The organism is Azospirillum sp. Sh1 (assembly GCF_008365135.1).
GTDB lineage: Bacteria > Pseudomonadota > Alphaproteobacteria > Azospirillales > Azospirillaceae > Azospirillum > Azospirillum oryzae.
Genome location: NZ_VTTK01000021.1, coordinates 54,269 through 70,440 on the forward strand (window position 1 = coordinate 54,269; position 16,172 = coordinate 70,440).

Here is a 16,172-nt window from a genome sequence, read left to right on the forward strand (position 1 = left end):
CCCTCCCGCGACCACTCCCCTACCCCACGTTCCCCTTCAGCCGCTCGTTGCGCCGGCGCAGGATTTCCAGCGTCGACAGCATGAAGACCGAGATCACCGTCAGCACCACCGCCACCGCGGTGATGGTCGGGCTGATGTTCTCGCGGATGCCGCTGAACATCTCTCGCGGCAGGGTGCGCTGCTCAGGCCCGGCGAGGAACAGCACCGTCACCACCTCGTCGAAGCTGGTGGCGAAGGCGAACAGCGCGCCCGACGCCAGACCCGGCAGGATCAGCGGCAGGATCACCTTGCGGAAGGTCAGCAGCGGCGGCGCCCCCAGCGAAGCGGCGGCGCGCGCCAGCGTCATGTCGAAGCTCTGCAGCGTCGCCGACACGGTGATGACGACGAAGGGCGTCGCCAGCGCGGTGTGCACCAGGATCAGACCGAGATAGTTGCCGGTCAGCCCCAGCGGCGCGAAGAAGAAATAGACGCCGACCGCGGTGATGACCACCGGAACCACCATCGGCGACAGCACGACGGCCAGGATCAGCGGCTTCCACTTGCTCTTCCACTGGGCGAGACCCAGCGAGGCGAGCGTGCCCAGCGCCATCGACAGCATGGCCGACGATATGCCGATGATGAAGCTGTTCTTCAGCGAATTCATCCAGCGCGCCGAATTGAGGAATTCCTCGTACCAGCGCAGCGAGAAGCCCGGCAGCGGATAGGTCAGGTAGGTGCTGGAACTGAAGGACAGCGGCACGATCGCCAGGATCGGCGCCATCAGGAAGATGAACACCAGCGTGGAGGCGACGATCGTGGCGATCCAGGCGAGGCGCTGGCTGGCGGTTTGGGGGGAATGGTTCGCGCTCAATTCTTCAGACCTCCCGTCGTCTGGCGGCCGAGCGCCAGCTTGCCGTAGACCACCGCCAGCACCAGCGTGGAGAGCAGCAGCACCGCCCCCAGCGCCGAGGCGAGGCCCCAGTTGACCGTTTCCGTGGTGTAGAAGGCGATGAAGGACGAAATCATCTGGTCGGCGGCCCCACCGACCAGCGCCGGCGTGATGTAGTAGCCGATGGCCAGGATGAAGACGAGCAAGCAGCCGGCGCCGATTCCGGGAATGGTCTGCGGCAGGTAGATGCGCAGGAAGGCGGTCGCCGGCGGCGCGCCGAGCGAGGCGGCGGCCCGCATGTAGGCCGGCGAGATGCCGCGCATGACGCTGTAGAGCGGCAGGATCATGAAGGGCAGCAGCACATGGGTCATCGCCATGTAGACGCCGAAGCGGTTGTATATCAGCCGCATCGGCTCGTCGATGACGCCCAGCCATTGCAGGGAGCCGTTGACGATGCCCTCGCTCTGCAGGATCACGATCCAGGCGCAGGTGCGCACCAGCAGCGAGGTCCAGAAGGGCAGCAGCACGAAGATCATCAGCAGATTCGACCGGCCGGTCGGCAGGTTCGCCAGCAGATAGGCCACCGGGAAGCCCAGGATCAGGCACAGCGCCGTGACGCCGAAGCCGATCTCGAAGGTGCGCATGAACACCTCTCGGTAGATCGACTGGTCCGCCGGGGCGTGCACGATGGCGCCGTCGGCGTTGTGCGTCAGGTCGACCGCGGCCAGCAGGTAATAGCTGGTGACCGGGCCGCTGGCGCTCTTGATCGCGGTCCAGCTCTCGCGCTCGCCCCAGGCCGGGTTGATGCCGATCAGCGTCTCCCTGGCGGTGCCGGGAGCCGGCTGCTCCTTCAGCTTGCGGCCGGTGGAGAGCAGCGTGGTGCGATAACCGTTGACGATGTAGTTCAGCCGCTTGGCGGCGACGGCCAGCGTGCCGGCATCGTGCGCGGTGCGGATGTCGGCGGCGAGCGCGGCGAAGGCGGCCTCGTCGGGCAGGCCCTGGCCGTTCCAACGCTCCAGCGCCGCCACGGTCTGCGGCATCGCCTGCGGCACCTCCCAGTCGTCCACCGACTTCCAGATCATGCCGGCGAGCGGCACGACGAAGGTGAACAGCAGGAAGGCCAGCAGCGGCAGCACCAGGCCCAGCGCACGGAACTGCCGGGCCCGCTCGGCCCGTTTCAATCGACGCTTCAACGGCACGTCGGCGCCGGCAACGAAGGCGGCTGTCATCGGCATTGTCCTGTTGAGAAGACGCAGTGGGTGCTTACGCGACTGTGCACCATCCCCTCTCCCGCCCCGGGAGAGGGTGGCGCCGAAGGCGCCGGGTGAGGGGTGATCCAAGGAACCATGCGGTTCGGGATTCTTGCGGTGCCCCTCACCCTTCCCACCGCTTTGCGGCGGGCCCCTTCCCTCTCCCGGGACGGGAGAGGGATACTCACAACAAAGTACTTACTTGGCCGCCCACTTGTTGAAGCGTTCGGTCAGGCGGTCGATGTTCTCCAGCCAGAAGTCGGTGTTGATCTCGATCGCGTTCTTCATATTGTCCGGCGCGGTCGGCAGGTCGGCCAGCACCGCCTTCGGCAGCAGCGACGGGGCCTTCTTGTTCGACGTGCCGTAGGCGATGCCTTCGGACAGCTTGGCCTGGTTCTCCGCCTTGCCGACGAAGTTCAGGAACTTGTAGGCGGCCTCCTGGTTCGGGCTGCCCTTCAGGATCACCCAGCTGTCGATGGTGTAGAGCGCGCCGTTCCACACCATGCCGAAGTTCTTCTTCTCGTTCTTGTTGGCGGCGTCGATGCGGCCGTTATAGACCGAGGTCATCGCCACTTCGCCCGACGCCAGCAGCTGCGGCGGCTGGGCGCCGGCCTTCCACCAGACGATGTCGTTCTTGATGGTGTCGAGCTTCTTGAAGGCGCGGTCGACGCCGGCCTCGGTGCCCAGCACCTTGTAGACGTCGGCCGGAGCCACGCCGTCGGCCATCAGCGCGATTTCCAGCGTGGTCTTGGCGCCCTGGCGCAGGCCGCGCTTGCCCGGATACTTCTTGGTGTCGAAGAAATCGGCCCAGCTCTTCGGCGCGTCCTTCAGCTTGTCCTTGTCGTAGCCGAGCACGAAGTCATAGACGATGGCGCCGACGCCGCAGGCGTTGACGGTGGCCGGAAGGTAGGCGTCCTCGCCGCCGATCTTGGAATAGTTGAGCTTCTCGTAGAGACCCTCGTCGCAGCCCAGCGCCAGTTCCTCGCTCTCGACCTGCACGACGTCCCAGGTGGAGGCGCCGCCCTGGACCTTGGCACGCAGGACGCCGACGCCGCCGTCCCAGGATTCGTCGTTCATCGGCGTGCCGGTCTCCTTGAACGGACCGAAATACACCTTCTTCTGGACGTCCTGATAGGCGCCGCCCCACGACACGACGGTGAGGTCGCGGGCGCTTGCGGCCGAAGCCAGGGCCGTGAGGGCGGTGAAGGTCGCAGCGAAACCGAGAGCCACCTTAATCTTCGACATGATTCCCCGTCCTTATTCGTCGTGGTTGTTGTTGCTGAAAGGCATCCTGGCGCCGAGGAACCACGTCCTCAGACCGGATCGAGCGCCCGGCAGTCCTCCGGGCGGAACGCGATGTAGACATCCTGGCCCGGCGACAGACCGGCATAGGAGCCGGCCGGCAGCTTGACCATGAATTCCGGGTTGGCCGGCGTGTTCAGCACCGCCAGCGTGTGGTCGCCGAGATAGATCAGGTCGGTCAGCGTCGCCGGCAGCCGGTTCATGTCGCTGTCGCCGCTGTCGCCGGTTTCGATGGCGACGCGCTCCGGCCGGAGCGACAGCGAGGTGCGGTTGCCGGCGCCGCCGATGTTCACCGCCTGCGCCACCACCGAACCGCCGGCATCCAGCGCGACCCGCGCCCAGCCCTGTTCGATATTTTCAACAACGCCGCTCAGAACATTGTTCTCGCCGATGAAGTTGGCGACGAAGCTGTTCACCGGCCGCTCGTACAGCGCGTCCGGCCGGTCGATCTGCTGGACGATGCCGTCGTTGAAGACCGCGATGCGGTCGGACATCGTCAGCGCCTCCCCCTGGTCGTGGGTGACGTAGACGACGGTCAGGCCCATCGTCTCGTGCAGGCGCTTGATCTCCAACTGCATATGCTCGCGCAGGCGCTTGTCGAGCGCGCCCAGCGGCTCGTCCATCAGCACCAGCGCCGGATTGAAGACCAGGGCGCGGGCGAGCGCCACGCGCTGCTGCTGGCCGCCCGACAGCTGGCCGGGATGGCGGCCGGCGAGGTTGCCGAGCTTGATCATGTCGAGCGCAGCCCGAACCCGCTCCTTGACCTCCGCCTTCGGAACGCCGCGCACCGACAGCGGAAAAGCGACGTTTTCCTCGATCGTCAGGTGGGGGAACAGGGCGTAGTTCTGGAAGACCATGCCGATGTCGCGCTTGTGCGGCGGCGTGTTCTTGATCGGCCGGTCGCCGATGAAGATGTCGCCATGGGTCGGCACCTCGAACCCGGCCAGCATCATCAGCGTGGTGGTCTTGCCCGACCCCGACGGCCCCAGCAGCGTCAGGAATTCACCCTTGCGAATGTCGAGGTCGAGGCTTTTCACCACGAGATGCTCGCCATCGTAGGTCTTCTGCACCCCGGAAAAGCGCACCAGGGTATCTGTCGTCGCGATCATCCCGCCGTCCATCCGTCCGCTCCCGTCACAGGCGACCTGGATCCGGGTACGCCACCCCGGTCCGGTCCGTCTTTCTGTCCCTGACGGTACCACGCGTTTAAGAAAATAGACAAGAGGAATGACTATGTCGTGATCAATTCAACGGTTTGCTGAAATTTTGTGCAACTGCGAAGGCGATGCCCACGCTTAGACCGGCAGTGTGCTCCATTCGCGTGCGATTGAGAAGGCCGATGATCGAGATAGCGGACATACGCCGGCGTGAAAATCAGTGTTTTCCGCGAAAGGAGGGGCGAATCGCCGCAGGCGACCCGCCTCCCTCTGCCCGACTCAGCGCTGCGCAGACTGGCTGTATACGAAGCTGTCGAAGCCGTTCTCGGCAACGCGGAACCACAGCCGCTCCTGCTCCAGGAAGGGCTTCCAGCCGTCATAGACCTTCTTGAAGCGCGGGTTGCTGGCGGCGAGCTTGTCGTAAAATTCGAACGCCGCCTTCTCGCAGGCCTGCATCATGTCGCGCGGGAAGGGGCGCAGCAGGGCGCCGCCGCCGACCAGCCGCTTCAGCGCCGAGGCGTTCAGCGTGTCGTACTTGGCGATCATCCAGCTGTTGGCCTCCCAGCAGGCCTGTTCCAGGATGGTCTGGTAGGATTTCGGCAGCTGTTCCCAGGCCTGCATGTTGAACATCAGCGGGATCTGGGCCGAGCCCTCCCACCAGCCGGGGTAGTAGTAGTATTTGGCGACCTTGTGGAACCCCAGCTTTTCGTCGTCGTAGGGGCCGACGAACTCGGCCGCGTCGATGGTGCCGCGTTCCAGCGCCGGATAGATGTCGCCGCCGCCGAGCTGCTGCGGGACCAGCCCGAAGGGCGTCAGGATCTGGCCAACCAGACCGCCGATGCGCATCTTCAGACCCTTCAGATCCTCCAGGCTCTTGATCTCCTTGCGGAACCAGCCGCCCATCTGGGCCCCGGTGTTGCCGGCCGGGATGTGGTGGATGTTGTAATCCTTGAACACCTCCCGCATCAGCTCCAGCCCGCCGCCATGCATCATCCAGGCGATGTGCTGGCGCGTGTTCAAACCGAAGGGCATGGCGGTGTCGAAGCAGAAGGTCGGATCCTTGCCGACATAGAAATAGGCCGCCGACTGGCCGCACTCGACCGTGCCGTTCTGCACCGCGTCCAGCACCTGGAGCGCCGGCACGATCTCACCCGCCGCGAAGGTACGGATCTGGAACTTGCCGTCGGTGGCGTCGGACACCCGCTTGGCGATGAACTCCGCCGCGCCATAGATGGTGTCGAGGCTTTTGGGATAGCTCGACGCCATGCGCCACTTGATCTCCGGCTGGGAGGTCTGGGCGATGGCCGGAGCCGCGATGGTCGCGGCGGTTCCGGCGGCGGCAAGGCCGACACCGGCGCTGGAGAGGAACGCACGCCGTTTCATGATGAAGATTCTTCCCGACTGTATGGTTCGTTGGGCTGACATGATAGCGCAACCAACCATTTGGGGAATCCCCCTTCCGCCGGGGCGGTGCGGTTTGTGGGGATGAAGCTCGCGGCAGAACCTTGCGGCAAAAACGAAAAATCCAGCCGCAACGGGCTGGATCTTCGGCGACGCAGCATTATTTATTGTTTCGATCGCCTTTCAGGCGTTTCCTCCCTAAACTCGGGCCGCGGCCGTATAGCTAGCGGCCTTTTCTCTTTTACGCAATACGCTGAAAGTCAGCTTCGCAAACTTTTTTGCCTGACGTACGTCCGAGGCGTGCCGAACGCTGCGCGCCTTTCCCTCCTACATTGTAATTGCATCGCGACGGTTCCGCTTGACCCTTTATAAAGGGCTGGGATGATACAGTGTCTGCACTGATCGTCTCCCATCCGGCTTGTCCGGGGTCGCTTGATAAGGATCTTGCCACGATGTCGCCCCTTGGACAGCCAAGCGGCCGGACTGCCGGACACCATTTTGCCGCCATCCGTGTTCCGCGCCGGGCCATCGGCCTGCGGATGACCGTGGCCGTCACCGTGGCCGTTCTGCTGCTGGGATCGACGCTGGTGAAGGGGCTGGTCGTCGGCAATGGCGCCGCGGACGCGCTGGCGAAGGAGATCGGCAATTCGATGACCGGGCTGGCGCAATCGCTGGCGCGACAGCTCGATTCGACCATGTGGGCGCGTGCCAACCAGATCGCCGCGTTGTCGCGGATCGATGCGCTGAAGGATCCGGCGGTGGCGCAATCGACCATCGACGAGTTGAAGCGCCGCGACCCCACCATCGCCTGGATCGGCATGACCAATGCCGACGGGCGGGTGGTGGCCGCCTCCAACGGGCTGCTGCTGGGGGCCGACATCGCCAGCCGGCCGGTCCATCAGGAAGGTATGAAGGGCCTGTTCGTCGGTGATGTGCACGAGGCGGTGGCCCTGCGCGGCAAGGTGCAGTACCTGGTGGGCGAAACGCCGAAATTCGTCGACGTGTCCGCCCCGCTGCAGAAGGCGGACGGCACCACGGTCGGCGTGCTGGCCGCCCATTACAGCTGGGAGTGGGCCCACGCCTCGATCCGGCAGCTGATCGAGCCCTTGTCCGACCACAAGGGGCTGACGCTCTATATCCTGTCGGCCGACGGCACCGTGCTGATCGGTCCCGATTCGGCGGTCGGCAAGCCCCTGCCGGTGCCGACGCTGACCGCCAGGCTGCGCGACGGCTGGAGCAGCGAGGTCTGGCCCGACGGGGTCACCTATGTCACCGGCGTGGCCCATGGCAAAGGGCTGCACGATTACGCGGGGCTGGGCTGGACCGTCGTCGCCCGCCAGCCGGCCGACATCGTCTATGCCGAAACCAACCGCCTGCGAACGACGATCATCGGGTCCGGCGCGATGCTGGCCCTGCTGTTCAGCTGCATCGGCTGGTTCGCCGCCGGACGCATCGCCCGGCCGCTGGGCGCCATCGCCGACGCCGCCGAGCGCATGGGCAAGGGCGAGCGCGGCGTGGCGATCCCCGACGTCGGCGGTGCGGCGGAGATCCGCCGGCTGTCGGTGGCGCTGCGGGAGATGGTCGACAGCCTGACCAACAAGGACGCCGCCCTGATGCGGCTGGAGGACATCGCCTACGAGGATCGGCTGACCACACTGCCGAACCGGCGCTATTTCGAACAGTATGTCGAGGCGTCGACCGGCAGCGGCGGCGGATTGGCGACGGTGATGTACATTGACCTGGACGGCTTCAAGCCGGTGAACGACCGGCTGGGCCACGATGCCGGCGACGCCGTGCTGCGCCAGATCGGCGGCCGGCTGGCCAGCATCTTCCGCGACGACGACGTGGTCGCCCGGCTGGGCGGCGACGAGTTCGCCGCCGTGCTTCCCCGCCGCGCCGGCCGCCCGGCTCCCGACACCGAGGAACTGGCGTCACGCATCATCGCCGCCGTCAACGAACCGGTGTCGTTCAACGGCGAGATGGTCCGCGTCGGCTGTTCCATCGGCATCGCCTGCTGGCCGGAGGATGACAGCGACATGGCGACGGTGATGCGCCATGCCGACGCCGCGCTCTACAAGGCCAAGCGCGACGGCCGCAACCGCGCGGTGCGCTGGGTGCGGGCGGTGGTGGGGGCGGAGGGGTGATGCTATGGCATTCACACATCTCGGCGGCATGTAAAATATTGGGATAAATCACTTCTTCGGCCGTCATTCCCGCGACGGCGGGAATCCAGATTTCGCGAGTACCCGCACTGGAAACTCTGGATCCCCGCCTTCGCGGGGATGACGAAAAGTTCTTTTGATTCCAAAGGCTTGCCAATGCCTGGAAATGTGGGAATGCCATAGAGGGGTAATGGGGGCCTGACGGCTCTACAGCCCCCGCACCATCCCGTTCATGTAGCCGAGTTTCTCGATCACCGACGCGGATAGGATGAAGGGGTAGAGATCCGGCTGGCCCATGCTGCGGTTCAGGCTGTTCACCGCGTAGGTCAGCGGCAGCCAGAGGTCGATCAGATCCTCGATCCGCCGGGCCTTGTGGGGGTTGAAGTCGACCTCCGCCTCCAGTTCCGCCCCTTCGGTGATGCGTGGGCGCACCCGCAGGCCAAAAGCGCGGGCGGTTTCCAGCGTGTCGACGATGTGCAGGTAATGCGCCCAGGTCTCGGCGAAATCCTCCCACGGGTGGGCGGTGGCATAGGTGCTGACGAAATTGGCCTGCCAGTCGGCCGGCGCGCCGTCGGCATAATGGCGTTTCAGCGCCTCGCCATAGTCCTGCCGTTCGTCGCCGAACAGGGCGCGGAAACGCTCCAGCAACGCCGGGTCGTCGCGCACCAGACGGTCCCAGATGTAATGACCGATCTCGTGGCGGAAATGGCCGAGCAGCGTGCGGTAGGGTTCCCCCATCTCGGTGCGGCGCTTCTCGCGCTCGGCATCGTCGGCTTCGGCGACGTTGATGGTGATGAGGCCGTTGGCATGGCCGGTCAGCACCGGCGTCACCGTGCCGTCGGCGGCGACGGTGTCGGTCAGGAAGTCGAAGGCCAGACCTTCCTCCGGATTCTCGATCCGGGTCTGCAAAGGCAGGTTCAGGTTGGTCAGCGTGTAGAACAGGTGGTGCTTGGCCAGTTCCAGCTTGCGCCAGCGCGTCAGGTTGTCGGTGTCGGACAGGTCGGGAATGGTGCGGTTGTGCCGGCAGGCGGCGCAGTGGGTTTCGGCGGAGTCGGCCGGCAGCATCCAGTTGCAGGCGTCGAGTTCCGCATTCGCACAGAATTTGTGGAGCCGTTCGGGGGTGGCGAGCGCGCTCCACACCCCGTCACGGTCGGTGGGGTCGAGCGCCGACAAGGTCCCCGCATCCGGCAGATAGCCGAGCCGGTGCCCGCAGCGCTCGCACAGCGTGTTCTCGAAATAGAGCGGCTGGTGGCAGTTCTGGCATTCGAAGAGTTTCATGGCGGGGGATCCTGATTGCCCTCTCCCGCCTCGGGAGAGGGCGATTTGGCGTCGAATCAGGTGGGTTTCTTCGCTTCGGGCTTTGCCGCAGCAGCCGCTTCCACCTTTACCGGTTCTTTCACCGGTTCCTTCACCTCGACCGGCTCAGCCGGTTTCTCCTCTTCCGTGGTCTCCTCGCCGAAGGACAGCGTCGGGCTTTCGGCGACGTTGCGCAGGGCGTGGGCGGCGCGGCGGAGCGCGAAGGAGGTCTTGCCTTCCGGTTCCAGCGCCAGCAGCAGCAGCGAGCGGCCGGTCACCATATAGGTGTCCCCGGTGTCGACGCGCGGCGCCTCGTCGGGGTCCGGCAGGTTGGTGTCGACCAGACAGCGCCAGACGTTGCCGCCCGTCACCTCGGGCAGGGTAAACCCAACCACGTCGTGATGGCCGTTGATGACCAGAAGCAGCGTGGCGTCCATCGCCGGCCGCTTGATGCCCGTGGCCTGGGCGCGGCCGTCCAGCAGCATGCCCATGCAGCGGGCGTTGCCGTCGTGCCAATGGCTCTCGTCCATCTCGTCAGCGGTGGGGGTCAACCATGTCACGTCCTTGATGTCGAACTCGGCATTGTACTCGCCCGACAGGAAGCGCCCGCGCCGCAGCATCGGGAAGGACTGGCGTACCGCGATGACCCGGCGGACGAACTCGATCAGCGCCTGCCCGTCCTCGTCGATGCCGTCCCAGTTCAGCCAAGCCGTCTCGTTGTCCTGGCAATAGGCGTTGTTGTTGCCATGCTGGGTGTTGCCGAACTCGTCGCCGGCCAGCAGCATCGGCGAGCCCTGGGACAGCAGCAGCGTCGCCAGCATGTTGCGCTTCTGCCGTTCGCGGAGCGTCTTGATTTCCGGGTCGTCGGTCGGCCCCTCCACCCCATGGTTCCAGGACAGATTGTGGGAGTGGCCGTCGTTGTTGTCCTCGCCGTTCGCCTCGTTGTGCTTGTCGTTGTAGGAAACGAGGTCGTTCAGCGTGTAGCCGTCATGGGCGGTGATGAAGTTCACGCTGGCCCAGGGCTTGCGCCCGCGCTTGTCGAACAGGTCGGCCGAGCCGCACAGCCGCGGCGCCACCTCCGGCAGCTTGCCCTCGTCGCCCTTCCAGAAGGCGCGGACGGTGTCGCGGTAGCGGTCGTTCCACTCCGCCCAGCCCGGCGGGAAATTGCCAACCTGATAACCGCCGGGGCCGCAGTCCCACGGTTCGGCGATCAGCTTGACGCTGTTCAGGATCGGGTCCTGCAGGCAGCTGTCGAGGAAGCCGCCGCCCTCGTCGAAGCCGTAGGGCTCGCGGCCGAGGATGGTGGCGAGGTCGAAGCGGAAGCCGTCGACATGCATTTCGGTCGCCCAATAGCGCAGGCTGTCGGTGACCATCTGCAGGACGCGCGGGTGGCTGAGATTGACGGTGTTCCCGGTCCCCGTCTCGTTGATGTAGTAGCGCCGCTGGTCCGGGATCAGGCGGTAGTAGGAGGCGTTGTCGATGCCCTTGCAGGACAGGGTGGGCCCCCGCTCGTTGCCCTCGGCGGTGTGGTTGTAGACGACGTCGAGGATCACCTCCAGCCCGGCATTGTGGAGATGGGCCACCATCTCCTTGAATTCCTTGATGGCGTTGCCCGATGCGGCATAGCGCGGTTCGGGCGCGAAGAAGCCGATGGAGTTGTAGCCCCAGTAATTCGCCAGACCCTTGTCGACCAGATGCTGGTCCTGGACGAAGGCATGGACCGGCAGCAGTTCCACCGAGGTGACGCCGAGCGATTTGATGTAGTCGACCACCTCCTTCACCGCCAAGCCGCCATAGGTGCCGCGCAGGCTGTCGGGCACCGCCGGGTGCAGCTTGGTGAAGCCTTTCACATGGGTTTCGTAGAAGATGGTGCGGTCCCAGGCGGTGCCGGGCTTATGGTCGCGGCCCCAGGTGAAGGCGGGGTCGATCACCTTGCATTTCGGCATGAAGGGCGCGCTGTCGCGCTCGTCGAAGGTCAGGTCGTCGCCCGATTCCATCACATAGCCGAAATGGGCCGGGTTCCAGCGGATCTCGCCGACCAGCTCCTTGGCATAGGGGTCGAGCAGGAGCTTGTTCGGGTTGAAGCGGTGGCCGTTCTCCGGCTCGTAGGGGCCGTACACGCGGTAGCCGTAGAGCAGGCCGGGACGGGCGTCGGGCAGGTAGCCGTGCCAGATCTCGTTGGTGAATTCGGGAAGCTCGATGCGCTCAAGCTCCTCCTCGCCGCTTTCATCGAACAGACACAGTTCGACCTTCGTCGCGTTGGCGGAAAACAGGGCGAAGTTGACGCCGAGCCCATCCCACGTCGCGCCCAGCGGAAAGGGCAATCCTTCCCCGAGCCTGGTCGCTTGCCTCAGGATATTTGCCATGATCGCCCGTTTCTCCGCCTGTATCGAAGGTCAAACCTGTCCCCTGAACAGTGAGGAGAGCAGGCGGAGCCTACAACCCGGCCGATGGGCGCTTGTTCCGTCCCCTCGTCAGTCATCCGTTCGGGGTAGGACGGGCTCCGTGCCGGCCGGCAGGTCGCGGCGCAGCAGGTCCGCCAGTTGGCGCAGGCCACGGTCGCGCGGGTCGCTGGCGCGCCAGACCAGACCGATGACGCGGCCGGGCGGGCGCGGCCCGTCGGCAGTGCGGTCGAAGCTGCGATAACCCACCAGCCCGCCGACCGTGGCGGCGCGGCCATCCTCGGCCTTGGCCGCCCCTTTGACCGCCAGGACCGGCATCAGCGTGCAGCCGGCCCCCGCCGCCACCATGTGGCGCAGCGTCTCCAGCCCGGTGGCGTGGACGCCGCCGCCCCGCGCGCTGAGACCGCAGGCGGCCAGCGCCTGATCGCGCAGGCAGTGCCCCTCCTCCAGCAACAGAAGCTCCGCCGGGTCGAGGTCGTTCAGCGACAGGCCGGGCGCGGCACAGAGGCGGTGGCCGGCGGGATGGGCCAGTAGGAAGGGTTCGAAGAACAGCGGTTCGGCCGTCAGCCCGTCGCCCTCCGCCGGCAGGGCCAGCAGCACGGCGTCGAGCCGGCCGTCGCGCAGTTCCTCCAGCAAACTGTCGGTGCGGCCTTCCGACAGGATCAGGGTCAGGTCGGGCCAGGTCGAGCGCAGCGCCGGCAGGATGTGGGGAAACAGATAGGGGCCGAGCGTGTGGATCGCCGCCAGCCGCAACCGGCCGGTCAGCGCCCCGTCCGATCCGTCGGCCAGCGCCAGCAGCCGCCGCGCCTCCTCCAGCACCGTGCGGGCCTGGGCGACGATGGCCTCGCCGCGCTGGGTCAGCAGCACCCTGCGGCTGGTCCGCTCGAACAGCGACAGGCCGAGGGCTTCCTCCAGCTTGCGGATCTGGGCGCTCAGCGACGGCTGGCTGACGGCGCAGCGTTCGGCGGCGCGGCCGAAATGGCGCAGCTCGGCGACGGCGACGACATATTCCAGGTCACGCAGGGACAAGCCGGACAGATTCATAGGTGAAGCCTATTGGTGCATTTCCTTCTATGTCTTGGATATATCGTTCAAGACGCTGGATAACCAGGGGAGAGACAATGATGGCGCACAGACAGCGGCGCCGCATCGCGCCACACCGCCCCTGGAGAGGACGACCCCGATGAGCACCCTGACCACCAGCTTCGGCCAGCCCGTTCCCGACAACCAGAATTCGCTGAGCGCCGGGCCGCGCGGTCCGCTGCTGCTGCAGGATTTCCACCTGATCGAGAAGCTGGCCCATTTCAACCGTGAACGCATTCCGGAGCGCGTGGTCCATGCCAAGGGCGCCGGCGCCTACGGCACCTTCCGCGTCACCCGCGACGTGACGCAATGGACCAAGGCCGCCTTCCTGTCTTCGGTCGGCAAGGAGACCGGGGTCTTCCTGCGCTTCTCCACCGTCGGCGGCGAGAAGGGTTCCGCCGATGCCGAGCGCGACCCGCGCGGCTTCGCGGTGAAGTTCTATACGGAAGAGGGCAACTACGATCTGGTCGGCAACAACACGCCGGTCTTCTTCCTGCGCGATCCGTTGAAGTTCCCCGACTTCATCCACACCCAGAAGCGCAACCCGGCCACCAACCTGAAGGATCCCATTGCGATGTGGGACTTCTTCTCGCTGTCGCCGGAGACGATGCACCAGCTGACCATCCTGTTCAGCGACCGCGGCACGCCGCGCAGCCATCGCCACATGGACGGCTTCGGCAGCCACACCTTCTCGTGGATCAACGCGGCGAACGAGCGCTTCTGGGTCAAGTACCACTTCAAGACCCGCCAGGGCATCGAGAACTTCACCGCCGAGCAGGCGACGTCGATGGGCGGCATCGACCCCGACCACGCCACCCGCGACCTCTACGCCTCGATCGAGGACGGCGACTTCCCGGCCTGGACCGTCTCGGTGCAGATCATGCCGGAGGCCGAGGCCGACGCCTACCGCATCAACCCGTTCGACCTGACCAAGGTGTGGCCGCATGCCGACTATCCGCTGATCGAGATCGGCGAGCTGGTGCTGAACCGCAACCCGGAGAATTTCTTCGCGGAGACCGAACAGGCCGCCTTCAGCCCGGCCAGCGTGGTGCCCGGCATTTCCTTCAGCCCGGACAAGATGCTGCAGGGCCGGCTGTTCGCCTATGCCGACGCCCACCGCTACCGTCTGGGGGGCAACTATGCGCAGATCCCCGTCAACAAGCCGCAGGGTTGCCCGGTGCACAATTACCAGCGCGACGGCGCGATGCGGGTCGACGGCAACGGCGGCGGCCGGCCGAACTACGAGCCGAACAGCTTCGGCGGCCCGGCCCAGACCGGGGTCGCCAGCGAGCCGCCGCTGCGCATCAGCGGCGACGCCGCCACCTACGACCACCGCGAAGGCAACGACGACTATGCCCAGGCCGGCGCTCTGTTCCGGCTGATCGGCGTCGAGGCTCAGGACCGGCTGATGGACAACATCGCCGGCAGCCTGGGCAAGGCCCCGCTGTTCATCCAGCAGCGCCAGTTGAAGCACTTCCTGGCCGCCGACCCGGCCTATGGCGAGGGCGTCGCCAAGCGGCTGGGCCTGACCGTGGCGCAGGCCGCGGAGTGAGGTGAGTTTTCCGGTCCTTCCGCTGGGTTGCGGAGGGGCCGGCTTCGAGATGCCGCGCCCATCCCCCTGGGCGTCGGCATGCTTGCCGGCATCCAGCCGCGCATTTCCCCGACTGACTTGCGGCCCTCTTCCCGGCGACGGGGGGAGGGCTTTTCTTTAAGCTCTATACTCAGATAGAGTGGATTAGAATTTAGTATCTCTCGCGACTGAACTGATAGCTTCATGAGCACGTTCGTTTTGCACAAGTGTTTGTATCTTATTTCTCAATAGCTCTATATTTCTTAAGCTTCTAAGCGATCCGCTTGGAACCTGAAAACGGCCAACCGCAATGGCTTCTAGCTGGACTCGCGTCGCCTTTTCGTCGGCAAGAACTTGCTCGATAACATCCAATGTCATTGTTGCCGCTTTAGAAATGGCATCCGCTTTGCTGAACTTAACTGCATCTCGGTATTGCCGGCCACCGACAACGCGTAAGATCTGAGCCTCGGACATTCCATTGAGATGCTGTATGAGCATGCTAAAAGTGTCTCTCAGACCTTGGTCAGCATGGGCCTCAGCCAGAATCTTGCGCTGAAGGTCAAGCATTCTGACAACGGCCCTAAAATTAGCAATTGCTTTCTGTTCGTCTTTCATAGCGCATCAATACGGTTTTTCAGTTCGGTACATATGTTGGTCATCATGTTCTTGACCTGTCTCTTTGCATTACTCCCCCAATAGTTCCACACAGGCATTCCAGCGTTCATCGCTTCAGGAACACCAATGTAGTGCTTGCCAACTGTTCCTAGTACAGCGCCCTTCCACTGGCGATGTAATGCGGCAAGCTGCTCAGTATGAATATTAGTCATACCGGATGCGGCATTCCCTGCTGACTTTACCAGCGATGGTACAATCGCAGCAAGCTTAGTAACTGGAACATAAGCCTTAGGAGTAATGTTTTCAGGCACACGCGCAGACTGTCGAAGATATTCTAATTTTTCATCAATCTTCGTGCGCACGAGAGAAGTAAAATGCGTAACTCCACGACTTGACAATTCATCAGGAATTACTGGAATAATGTAACCGTGACTGCAGGCTAAAGCATTTTGGCTAACAATTTTTGTAGCTGGAGGGCAGTCAAAAATTATATAATCATATTTTTCACCTGCACGAATAGAGTCCAACCATGTTGCCAATAAAGTCCGTTTATCCCAGTCTGATAGCGTGGGATTACTAAAGAAAGTCGAAGCTAGGTCAATTTCTGTATCATCTAGCTCGAACTGCGCAGGAGCCAAATGGAGACTTGGATAAAGGTTGATAGCGGGTCCTCTTTGCATAGGACTCTTGCACACGATCTCTTCTCCAGGCATATGAACGTGCCTGTTGGAGTACGATTCAAATACGCGGTTGATAGTTTTTCCTTCTCCAACCAAACCTTGCCAAGCTTTTGATTTTAGAACAACGAGAGACAAGCTAGACTGATGATCAATATCAACTAGCAAAACTTTAGCAGATCGAGCAAGAAAGCAAGCCAGATGAAAGGACAACGTGGTCTTACTAACGCCGCCTTTAAAGTTAATAACAGAAACGACTTTCATTATTAACGCTCTCCTAATTTGAGATATTATTTTGCCATTATTCTTACGACGCCCTGCGAAGGGCGGCGTTTTCCAAAGAATCGATCGCAGCAGGCAGATCACCTCCAATCATTTACATTGCCGCC

The 16,172-nt window shown here is 63.9% G+C and carries 12 protein-coding genes; 2 read left to right on the forward strand and 10 right to left on the reverse strand.

Going from position 1 to position 16,172, the window contains the following annotated elements; translation table 11 throughout:
- Nucleotides 1-19: 19 nt before the first annotated feature.
- From FZ029_RS20215 to FZ029_RS20235, 5 genes are all read right to left on the reverse strand, one after another.
- A complete protein-coding gene (locus FZ029_RS20215) occupies nt 20-850 on the reverse strand; it encodes an ABC transporter permease (protein WP_174756996.1) in 831 nt (276 codons plus the stop codon).
- Complete coding sequence (locus FZ029_RS20220) at nt 847-2,097, reverse strand: ABC transporter permease (protein ID WP_149271382.1); 1,251 nt, start codon at nt 2,095-2,097, stop codon at nt 847-849. The genes FZ029_RS20215 and FZ029_RS20220 overlap by 4 nt, the downstream gene beginning before the upstream one ends.
- Before the next feature lie 219 nt (nt 2,098-2,316).
- Entirely contained in the window at nt 2,317-3,363 is a 1,047-nt protein-coding gene (locus tag FZ029_RS20225) for an ABC transporter substrate-binding protein (RefSeq protein ID WP_149271384.1), read from the reverse strand.
- 68 nt (nt 3,364-3,431) lie between these two features.
- Entirely contained in the window at nt 3,432-4,541 is a 1,110-nt protein-coding gene (locus FZ029_RS20230; protein ID WP_149199160.1) for an ABC transporter ATP-binding protein, read from the reverse strand.
- A gap of 315 nt (nt 4,542-4,856) precedes the next feature.
- Complete coding sequence (locus FZ029_RS20235; protein WP_149271386.1) at nt 4,857-5,960, reverse strand: TRAP transporter substrate-binding protein; 1,104 nt, start codon at nt 5,958-5,960, stop codon at nt 4,857-4,859.
- Nucleotides 5,961-6,430: 470 nt separating this feature from the next.
- Here FZ029_RS20235 and FZ029_RS20240 point away from each other — a divergent pair, with 470 nt between their 5' ends.
- Nucleotides 6,431-8,122, forward strand: coding sequence for a GGDEF domain-containing protein (locus FZ029_RS20240; protein ID WP_149271388.1), 1,692 nt, complete (start codon nt 6,431-6,433; stop codon nt 8,120-8,122).
- A gap of 225 nt (nt 8,123-8,347) precedes the next feature.
- Here the strand turns inward: FZ029_RS20240 and FZ029_RS20245 are convergent, their stop codons facing one another.
- The 3 genes from FZ029_RS20245 to FZ029_RS20255 all read right to left on the reverse strand — a co-directional run bounded on the left by FZ029_RS20245 (nt 8,348) and on the right by FZ029_RS20255 (nt 12,867).
- Complete coding sequence (locus FZ029_RS20245) at nt 8,348-9,418, reverse strand: putative zinc-binding peptidase (protein WP_149271389.1); 1,071 nt, start codon at nt 9,416-9,418, stop codon at nt 8,348-8,350.
- Nucleotides 9,419-9,474: 56 nt separating this feature from the next.
- Nucleotides 9,475-11,802 (reverse strand): glycogen debranching protein GlgX, encoded by a 2,328-nt coding sequence (gene glgX, locus FZ029_RS20250; protein WP_149271391.1) that lies wholly within the window; start codon nt 11,800-11,802, stop codon nt 9,475-9,477.
- A gap of 108 nt (nt 11,803-11,910) precedes the next feature.
- The gene (locus tag FZ029_RS20255) at nt 11,911-12,867 is read right to left on the reverse strand and encodes a LysR substrate-binding domain-containing protein (RefSeq protein WP_348771133.1); all 957 of its coding nucleotides are present in this window, start codon (nt 12,865-12,867) and stop codon (nt 11,911-11,913) included.
- 154 nt (nt 12,868-13,021) lie between these two features.
- Between FZ029_RS20255 and FZ029_RS20260 the strand changes: the two genes are divergently transcribed.
- Entirely contained in the window at nt 13,022-14,473 is a 1,452-nt protein-coding gene (locus FZ029_RS20260; protein ID WP_149271395.1) for a catalase, read from the forward strand.
- A gap of 183 nt (nt 14,474-14,656) precedes the next feature.
- On the opposite strand, the gene FZ029_RS20265 is transcribed toward FZ029_RS20260, so the two are convergent.
- Both FZ029_RS20265 and FZ029_RS20270 read right to left on the reverse strand, forming a co-directional pair.
- On the reverse strand, nt 14,657-15,106 hold the full coding sequence (locus tag FZ029_RS20265; protein ID WP_149271397.1) for a hypothetical protein: 450 nt from the start codon (nt 15,104-15,106) through the stop codon (nt 14,657-14,659).
- The gene (locus FZ029_RS20270; RefSeq protein WP_149271399.1) at nt 15,103-16,047 is read right to left on the reverse strand and encodes an AAA family ATPase; all 945 of its coding nucleotides are present in this window, start codon (nt 16,045-16,047) and stop codon (nt 15,103-15,105) included. Before FZ029_RS20270 ends, FZ029_RS20265 begins: the two co-directional genes overlap by 4 nt.
- Between the last annotated feature and the right edge of the window lie 125 nt (nt 16,048-16,172).

Bases quoted from the DNA above. Each gene is read 5' to 3' on its own strand.
- FZ029_RS20220 (WP_149271382.1), bottom strand. From the start codon at position 2,097: ATGACAGCCGCCTTCGTTGCCGGCGCCGACGTGCCGTTGAAGCGTCGA.
- FZ029_RS20225 (WP_149271384.1), bottom strand. From the start codon at position 3,363: ATGTCGAAGATTAAGGTGGCTCTCGGTTTCGCTGCGACCTTCACCGCC.
- FZ029_RS20230 (WP_149199160.1), bottom strand. From the start codon at position 4,541: ATGGACGGCGGGATGATCGCGACGACAGATACCCTGGTGCGCTTTTCC.
- FZ029_RS20235 (WP_149271386.1), bottom strand. From the start codon at position 5,960: ATGAAACGGCGTGCGTTCCTCTCCAGCGCCGGTGTCGGCCTTGCCGCC.
- FZ029_RS20240 (WP_149271388.1), top strand. From the start codon at position 6,431: ATGTCGCCCCTTGGACAGCCAAGCGGCCGGACTGCCGGACACCATTTT.
- FZ029_RS20245 (WP_149271389.1), bottom strand. From the start codon at position 9,418: ATGAAACTCTTCGAATGCCAGAACTGCCACCAGCCGCTCTATTTCGAG.
- glgX (WP_149271391.1), bottom strand. From the start codon at position 11,802: ATGGCAAATATCCTGAGGCAAGCGACCAGGCTCGGGGAAGGATTGCCC.
- FZ029_RS20260 (WP_149271395.1), top strand. From the start codon at position 13,022: ATGAGCACCCTGACCACCAGCTTCGGCCAGCCCGTTCCCGACAACCAG.
- FZ029_RS20265 (WP_149271397.1), bottom strand. From the start codon at position 15,106: ATGAAAGACGAACAGAAAGCAATTGCTAATTTTAGGGCCGTTGTCAGA.
- FZ029_RS20270 (WP_149271399.1), bottom strand. From the start codon at position 16,047: ATGAAAGTCGTTTCTGTTATTAACTTTAAAGGCGGCGTTAGTAAGACC.